The organism is Ewingella sp. CoE-038-23 (genome assembly GCF_040419245.1).
Classification (GTDB): Bacteria; Pseudomonadota; Gammaproteobacteria; order Enterobacterales; family Enterobacteriaceae; genus Ewingella; species Ewingella allii.
This window is the reverse complement of record NZ_JAZHOH010000001.1, coordinates 4,655,248-4,662,831: the sequence shown is the minus strand read 5'-3', so window position 1 is coordinate 4,662,831 and position 7,584 is coordinate 4,655,248. Positions and strand designations below refer to the sequence as shown.

General features: G+C 52.4%; 5 protein-coding genes and 1 riboswitch. Of the genes, 1 reads left to right on the top strand and 4 read right to left on the bottom strand.

What is annotated here, in order from left to right; all coding sequences use genetic code 11:
* Positions 1-346 precede the first annotated feature (346 nt).
* Together murI and btuB are read right to left on the bottom strand one after the other, a co-directional pair.
* A complete protein-coding gene (gene murI / locus V2154_RS22320) occupies positions 347-1,228 on the bottom strand; it encodes a glutamate racemase (protein WP_353503871.1) in 882 nt (293 codons plus the stop codon).
* Entirely contained in the window at positions 1,173-3,032 is a 1,860-nt protein-coding gene (gene btuB / locus V2154_RS22315) for a TonB-dependent vitamin B12 receptor BtuB (protein ID WP_353503870.1), read from the bottom strand. The genes murI and btuB overlap by 56 nt, the downstream gene beginning before the upstream one ends.
* A 67-nt stretch (positions 3,033-3,099) precedes the next feature.
* A riboswitch (cobalamin riboswitch) is annotated at positions 3,100-3,370 on the bottom strand.
* A gap of 173 nt (positions 3,371-3,543) precedes the next feature.
* On the opposite strand from btuB, the gene trmA reads away from it, so the two are divergent.
* Positions 3,544-4,647 carry a tRNA (uridine(54)-C5)-methyltransferase TrmA gene (trmA, locus tag V2154_RS22310; RefSeq protein WP_353503869.1) on the top strand — a complete coding sequence of 368 codons (1,104 nt, stop codon included), beginning with the start codon at positions 3,544-3,546 and terminating at the stop codon, positions 4,645-4,647.
* Between the two features lie 78 nt (positions 4,648-4,725).
* Here the strand turns inward: trmA and bglB are convergent, their stop codons facing one another.
* A complete protein-coding gene (gene bglB, locus V2154_RS22305) occupies positions 4,726-5,865 on the bottom strand; it encodes a beta-galactosidase BglB (RefSeq protein ID WP_353503868.1) in 1,140 nt (379 codons plus the stop codon).
* 15 nt (positions 5,866-5,880) lie between these two features.
* Complete coding sequence (locus V2154_RS22300; RefSeq protein ID WP_353503867.1) at positions 5,881-7,476, bottom strand: MFS transporter; 1,596 nt, start codon at positions 7,474-7,476, stop codon at positions 5,881-5,883.
* Positions 7,477-7,584 lie beyond the last annotated feature (108 nt).

Below are 7,584 nucleotides of genomic sequence, written 5' to 3'. Positions count from 1 at the left end.
ACTAAATGAATTACTGCTTGGTCACTCTTTAAGACTTGATATTTTTTGCCACCGGAGTGGCTGATATCGTCTTGTGAGTGCCCACACAGATTGTCTGATAAATTGTTAAAGAGCATGCCGCTGTTCCGATAAGAATCTTATGCGGCGCGGGAGGCGTATATTACGTTTTCCCGCTGAAGAGTCAAGAGATTATTCATTCGAACATTCTTCTTTTTTCTTCCTCACCGAGCGACTTCTCAGTCGTTGTTCCCGGTCAGTGGAGGCGCATTATAGGGAGTTCTCAGAAGGCCGCAACCCCTAAAATACAAATAATTTATCGACCGCTGATTCTTTCGCCAAAAGGTGTTTAAAGCGGCAATTCTTGGATACTTCTGAAGCCATATGTCTGCAAAACAGGCAGCAGGATTTCAGCCTCTTCATTCATCGCCATGCAGTACGCCAGACTTTCTATTTCCACACCCTCTTTTTTGGCAGGAATTTTTTGATGAGAAGTCTCAATAAGCCAATGCGCGCGGCGGGCAATGGCGGAACCCGAGTCAATCAGGCGTGTTCCATCGGGTAATACCTGCGCCAACTCCTCGCTGAGCAGCGGAAAATGAGTACAGCCAAGCACCACGGTGTCCGGCGGCTCTTTTAAACGCAGCCATGGCTGGAGGATTTTCTTTAGTGCGGGCAGTGAAACCGGCGCGCCGTGCAGCTTCGCCTCGGCTATTTCCACCAGCTCTGCCGAACCCAGCATCAAAATCTGGCAATCCGTGGCAAAGCGCTCGATGAGATCATGAGTATAAGGACGCTGCACCGTGGCCCGGGTGGCCAGCAATCCCACCACGCCGTTACGCGTTAACTTGGCCGCCGGTTTAATGGCAGGCACCACGCCCACGACCGGGCAGTTGAATTTGGCGCGCAACGCAGGAAGGGAAACCGTACTCGCGGTATTACAGGCGATAACAATAATAGAAAGGGGATGACGCTTAGCGACCGCGCTGACTATCTCGACCACTCGCTCGACAATAAACTCTTCGGACTTCTCGCCATAGGGGAAAGCCACATTGTCGAAAGCATAGATATAGTGGAGGTCCGGCAGCATCTGCCGGACCTCATGATAAGCAGACAATCCGCCGACGCCGGAGTCAAATACCAGCGCCGTCGGACGGCCAGACGTTATCGAGCTATCAGAAGGTATAGCTTCCAGAGAGGAAGTATTCACGTCCTGGTGTTTCGTAGCCATAAACCGTCTCGTAATCTTTATCAAACAAGTTGGCAATTCTACCACGAACGGTTAAATGTGAGGTGACAGGATATGACGCGGCGAGATCCCATAAACTGACGCCGCCGAGTTTAACCGTCTGGTAAGGATATGAGCCAAAGTCCGTATCGTAACGCTGTCCCAAGTATTGGTAGTTAATCGACCAATCGATCTGCGCCACATTCCAGTCAATCTGGTATTTCGCCTGTTGTTTGGCTCGGCGTACCAATATTGCGTTAGTTTCAGAATTGCGTGGATCCAGATATTCCAAGGTGATGGCGTGATGTAATGGGCCGGTATCGAAATTACCTGTCCACTCCACGCCTTTAATCGTGGCCTTATTAATATTGTAATAAGTCCCCTGACTGTTGAAATCGATTAACTGATCGATATCGTTACGATAAGCGGATAAACGCCAATCCAGAGGCCCCGTCAAACCTTCCAGCCCGGCTTCCCACTGCTTGCTTTCTTCAGGTTTCAGATTTGGGTCGCCATAAAAACCGCTATAGAGCTGGCTCAGGTTGGGGGCTTTAAACGCCGTTCCATAGGAAGTTATCAGGCGATATCCGTCGATAAACTCCCACGCGGCGCTGCTCTGCCACGTCGTGTGCTGGCCAAACTGCGAGTTATCATCACTGCGCACCGCGCCCTCAAGGGTGAAGTCGCTAATTTTCTGCTGTGTTGTCAGATAAACGCCGGTATTACGCTGGCTATAGCCATCATTAAGATAGCTGGTGCCCGGCTCGGTGGTAAGTCGCTGCCAATCCAAACCTGCACTTACCTGCCCTTTCCACACTTGGAGGGTGTTGCCCCATTGCAGGTTGTACTGGTCTGAGTCATCTAATGAAGCGGAAGAGTCATACTGCCCGTATCTCGGATCATAGTTATAGTCTTTCACGTGGCTATAACTGCCAATCAGCTGAGTGGCGTAAATCCCATCTTCATAGCGCAGGCCCGTATCATAGGTGCGGCTGTAGAGCTGACGGGTATCGATTAACGGACTGTCAGGGGTGTAATAACCATCATAGGCCGTGCGATTGTCATAGCCATAAGCCCGAGCAAAACCCCCGACTTCTTCGGTGAATTGGTGTTGCAGCGCCAGATAGAGCGTCTTACTCATGAAGCCATCGCGGTCAGGCTGAGGAACGCCGCCGTTGTTGCCGTCAGCGACAACATCAATGCCACGCGTATAGGTATAATCGCCCGCGGCGGTGACCGTGGTGTTTTCACCCAGCTTCTGCTGTGTAGAGCCATTGTAATTTTGATACCCATTCGAGCCGATACCCGCCCCGAGGGTCGTCCCATCCTTGTCGCGGGTGGTAATAATGTTGACCACGCCACCAATGGCGTCGGAGCCGTAAACCGCCGAGCGCGGCCCACGGATAAATTCAATCCGCTGTACCAACGCGATAGGGATCTGGCTAAGGTCAGTTGAGCCCGAAATACCCGCCTGATTTAAACGCACACCGTCAATTAAGACTAATGTGTGGCTGGAGTTGGTGCCGCGCACAAATAAAGAACTCAGTTGGCCCATGCCGCCATTTTGCGCAATATCCACGCCCGGCAGGCGGCGTAATACATCCACCACGGATTTAGACTGCCAGCGATCAATATCCTCGCGGGTCACCACATCGGTTGGGGCTAATACTGAAGAGACGGGCTGTGGAAAACGGTTGGCGGTCACAACGAGATTGTCGTTGTTATCAGAAGAGGTATTGTCCTGCGCCCACCCTGAAAAAGCCGTGACGGATAATACCGTCAGCAGCGCGTGCTTTTTAATTGTCATGAATTGAGCATCCAAACTTAATTGGCGGATGCCGCAGAAAAACACCCACGTTCTCGCGACGAGGGTGAAAATGCGACGGAATATCGGCAGGTTTTCGGACTTAGGATTTATTGGCTAATTAAAGAAAAAAATAATATGCCGCCACCGGGCGATGACTTCCCATCTCTCTTACATTCTCTATAAAAAGTTCTCTATATAAAGAAAGAAGAACCAGACAGTGTCGGTAACAGCTCAAGCTGCTATCGCCTTGACTTCCCCATACCGCTGCGCGCCAGTTCCGGATTCACACCGGATTCCCTTTTAACTCTATTATCGAGGCCGAATTGCATCCTACGATCAACCCTTTTGGAAATCCAGACATCCGTAAGGGCCATTAAATTTTAATCAAATAGGTTGCGTGAGAAGCATGGTAATAACGCCCATGAATAAGCGGAAAACTGGACTTCGCGGGAGCATTCCCTACAATCCCCCGCTAAGTTCGCCCATTTACCCGCAGTAGACGAGATAAATCATGACGCCTGAAAACCTGCCCATTGAACAATACGACGACCAACTGGCGGAAAAGACCGCACGTCTCACGGCGATGATGACGCCTTTTCAGGCGCCGGCTCCTGAGGTTTTCCGCTCTCCGGTCAGCCACTATCGCATGCGCGCCGAGTTTCGCGTCTGGCATGATGAGGGCGACCTCTACCACATTATGTTTGATCAGCAGACCAAGGCTCGCGTGCGCGTCGATCAGTTCCCCGCCGCCAGCGAGCTGATTAACCGTCTGATGCCTGTGCTGATTGCCGCTATTAAAGAAGAGCCGGTATTGCGCCGCAAAATCTTCCAGATTGATTACTTGTCCACGCGCAGCGGCAAGTTGATCACTTCTCTGCTCTACCACCGCAAGCTGGATGATGAGTGGACGGCGGCGGCTACGATCCTGCGCGACAAACTGCGTCAGGATGGCTTTGATATTCAGCTGATTGGCCGCGCGGCAAAAACTAAAATCATGCTCGACGAAGATTATGTCGATGAAGTGCTGCCAGTGGCGGGCCGCGACATGATTTATCGTCAGGTGGAGAACAGCTTCACCCAGCCAAACGCCGAGATGAACATCAAGATGCTCGAATGGGCGCTGGGCATTACTGAAGGCTCGACCGGCGACCTGCTGGAGCTTTATTGCGGCAACGGCAACTTCTCGCTGGCGCTGGCAAGGAACTTCAACCGCGTCCTGGCGACTGAGATTGCCAAGCCGTCCGTGGCGGCGGCGCAATATAATATCGAAGCGAATCAGATTGATAACGTGCAGATTATCCGCATGGCGGCCGAAGACTTCACCCAGGCGATGAACGGCGTGCGCGAATTCCATCGTTTAAAAGATGTGGATTTGTCCGGCTATGACTGTAACACCATTTTTGTCGATCCACCGCGCAGCGGGCTGGACGATGACACAGTGAAGATGGTGCAAGGCTACGACCGTATCCTCTATATCTCCTGCAACCCGGACACGCTGTGCGCCAACCTCGAGACGCTGAGCCACACCCACAGCCTGACCAAGCTGGCGCTGTTCGACCAATTCCCTTATACCCACCATATGGAATGCGGCGTGCTGCTGGAAAAACGCCGGTAGGAAGAGTTTAAAACAATAAGGCGGGCCACTGAGTGAGTCCGCCTTTTTTACAGCTGAAACTTCTGTCAGCTATTTTCCCTACAAATAGACCCGCAGATATTCCGACAGGCATAACACGGCCATCGCCTGCCCGTAAGGCATGGAGGTGATGGGGATTTGCCGGTAGTAATCCAGATCGCTGCCCATGGCGGTGCCAAATGAAACGCCCGTCAACTCGCCTGCCGGATTGATCTGCTTTATCACGCCGCGCACGGCTTTCTCGGCAACCGGCGCATAGCTTGAATCTATATAGCGTTTGCGAACGGCCTTCAGGATCCCATAGGCAAATCCCGCCGCCGCTGAACTTTCCAGATAAGAATTCGGGTCATCCAACAGCGTATGCCACAAACCACTTTCGTCCTGACAGGCCGCCAGCGCGGCAATCTGACTCTCTAAAACTTGCAGTAAATAACGGCGCGTCGCGTTGCCCTCCGGTAAGTCGAGCAGCTCGATAAACTCAGGAATAGCGACGGTTATCCAACTGTTTCCTCGCGCCCAGCGAGCCTGAGCAAAATTATGCTGGCCGTCAAAGGTCCAGCCGTGGAACCAAAGGCCGGTTTGGCGATCCATCAGGTACTGAATATGCAGCAGGAACTGATAGGTCGCCTCTTCGATAAACTCCGGTCTACCGAGCAGTTTGCCGATCTTCGCCAGGGGCATCACGCTCATCATCAGCGTGTCATCCCACATCTGCTGGCTATTTTCATTGTTATAAACGATGTGCTGAATACCGCATTTTTCGGTGCGCGGCATCTCATGCATCACCCACTCCGCCCAGCGCTCAAGATAGGGTTTCCAAGCCGGATTGCGGGTTTCTTCATAACGGTAGGCCAGCGTCAGGAACGGGCAGACGGTGTTAACATTTTTGGTTGGCGTGCCTTCGGCCAGCCTTGCTGTAAACCAGTCGTCAATGATTGCCCGCATCTGGTCATCGCCAGTCTGTTGATAATATTGATAAATACCGTATAGGCCGATGCCATGGGTCCATTCCCACCCCGCCCAGCCTTTGGTATCAATAACCCGGCCATCGTCCAGACGCAGCAGGAACTCGCCGGTTTCATCTTTAATATTCACCAGATTATGAGTCACTTTATGAATCAGCGACTGTAGCTCGTTTCGCGAGATAAAATACTCAGGCTGCCTCAGCAGCGCGCTGTGCTTAACGTCAAAAACCTTCATGATGCTCTCCATTATTTAAGGGCGCTGACCCTGCTGCTGAATGGGTAAATCGGACATAACCTCAGAGGTCGCTTTTTGCGGCGGCGGATTATTACGATGCAAATAACCAATATTGTTATTACCCCACAAGGACTCATATTGCAGGCCGGTGAGGAGTTCCACGGTGGCGCGGTCTTCAGTGGTGATCTGCTCAGGGACGGGGCGATTGGCGATACGCATTTTTTGCGTTTCCTGCACCAGCACGCGGTGAGTCTGTAAATTGAGGCGGAAGTAGAGCGAAATAATAAAGCCCATCGTCAGCATCACCAGCGACCCCACAACCAAGACGCCGAGGATGGTATGCCCCACCGATGGCAACTGCTCGCTCTTGCCCGAGACAAAACCCGACAGTTGCAAAATGATGCCGACTAACATCACCGCGCCAGCTTGCGAAGCCTTGCGCGTTAGGGTCATGACGCCGGCAAAAATCCCCTCGCGCCTCTGGCCGGTAATGGTTTCATCAACATCGGCAATATAGGTGTAGATATTCCACGGCACGTAGTTGATCCCCCCTCGCCCCAGCCCGGCCAATGCGGAGATCAACAGTAACAGCGACATCGAATCACTCATGTGGCTGAAATAGAGGAAACCGTAGGAGATCACCGCCAGCGCAAAAAGGGTCACGGCCAGCCGATAAGAGGGCGCGGGCCCGAAGCGAATACACAATGGGATCATCGCAATCACGGCGACGAATTGCAGAATAGCCATCACGCCCATCAGGTTCGAGGCGACAGTGGCGGTTTGCATCAGCACAAACACCACATAATAAGTAAATACCGCGTTGAATACGTCCTGCGCGATATAGCCGCCAAGGTACAGGCCGAGATGCTGGCGGAAAATCTTAATGCGCAGCGTTGAAGAGAGTTCAACTTTCAATCGCTTAAGGCTCTGACCCAGCGTCAGCTGTTGGCGCTCGCGTTCTATTTTTAACATGGCTTCCGACTTGAGCTCCGCCGGCCGTTCCCAAGTGAAGAAATAGACCAGCGTGAGCACCAGCGCGCAGATCACCGAGAAGACCAAGCTCGAGTAGAAGAAAGAGAGGGGATTATCTTTACCCAGCTGTTGCAACAAGATCCCCGGCAGGAAGGCGGCCAAAATGGCCGACAGCTGTGCGAGTGCGATACGCGCCCCGGAAAACTTGGTTTTCTGTTTGAAATCATCGGTCATCTCCGGCACCAGCGTCTCATAAGGAACAAGGATCATGGTGTAAACGATGTCGAACAGCAGATACGTTAGCAGATAGTAGACGTAGTTCATCTCGCCAACCCACATCAGGCTGTAGCTAAACACACAGGGGATGCCGAGAAGAATGAAGAACTTGCGCCGCCCAAAGCGTTTGCCGAGCCAGGTGCCGCCAAAGTTATCCGTCAGATAGCCCATCAGCGGGCTGAGTACGGCGTCCGCCACGCGGGCGGTCGCAAAGATAAAGGTTGCTTCAATCGGGGTCAGCCCGCAGAAGGTGGTGTAGAAATAGAGTAGCCACGCGGCGGTTAAGGCCGTCGTCCCTGCGCCAAGAAAATCCCCCGAGCCGTAAGCAAGGTAATTTAGTAGTCCGATTTTTCGTGTTTTCATCGCCGTCAGCCCCTTATTGAATCACTGCCAAACGTAGGCAGAATCCAAATGGACGCGGGTCCGCTCTGCCATGATTCAAATTAGCGATGGGGGAGGCCGAAGACCTTT

Coding starts and splice junctions, on each gene's coding strand:
- trmA (WP_353503869.1), top strand. CDS start 3,544: ATGACGCCTGAAAACCTGCCCATTGAACAATACGACGACCAACTGGCG.
- V2154_RS22300 (WP_353503867.1), bottom strand. CDS start 7,476: ATGAAAACACGAAAAATCGGACTACTAAATTACCTTGCTTACGGCTCG.
- bglB (WP_353503868.1), bottom strand. CDS start 5,865: ATGAAGGTTTTTGACGTTAAGCACAGCGCGCTGCTGAGGCAGCCTGAG.
- btuB (WP_353503870.1), bottom strand. CDS start 3,032: ATGACAATTAAAAAGCACGCGCTGCTGACGGTATTATCCGTCACGGCT.
- murI (WP_353503871.1), bottom strand. CDS start 1,228: ATGGCTACGAAACACCAGGACGTGAATACTTCCTCTCTGGAAGCTATA.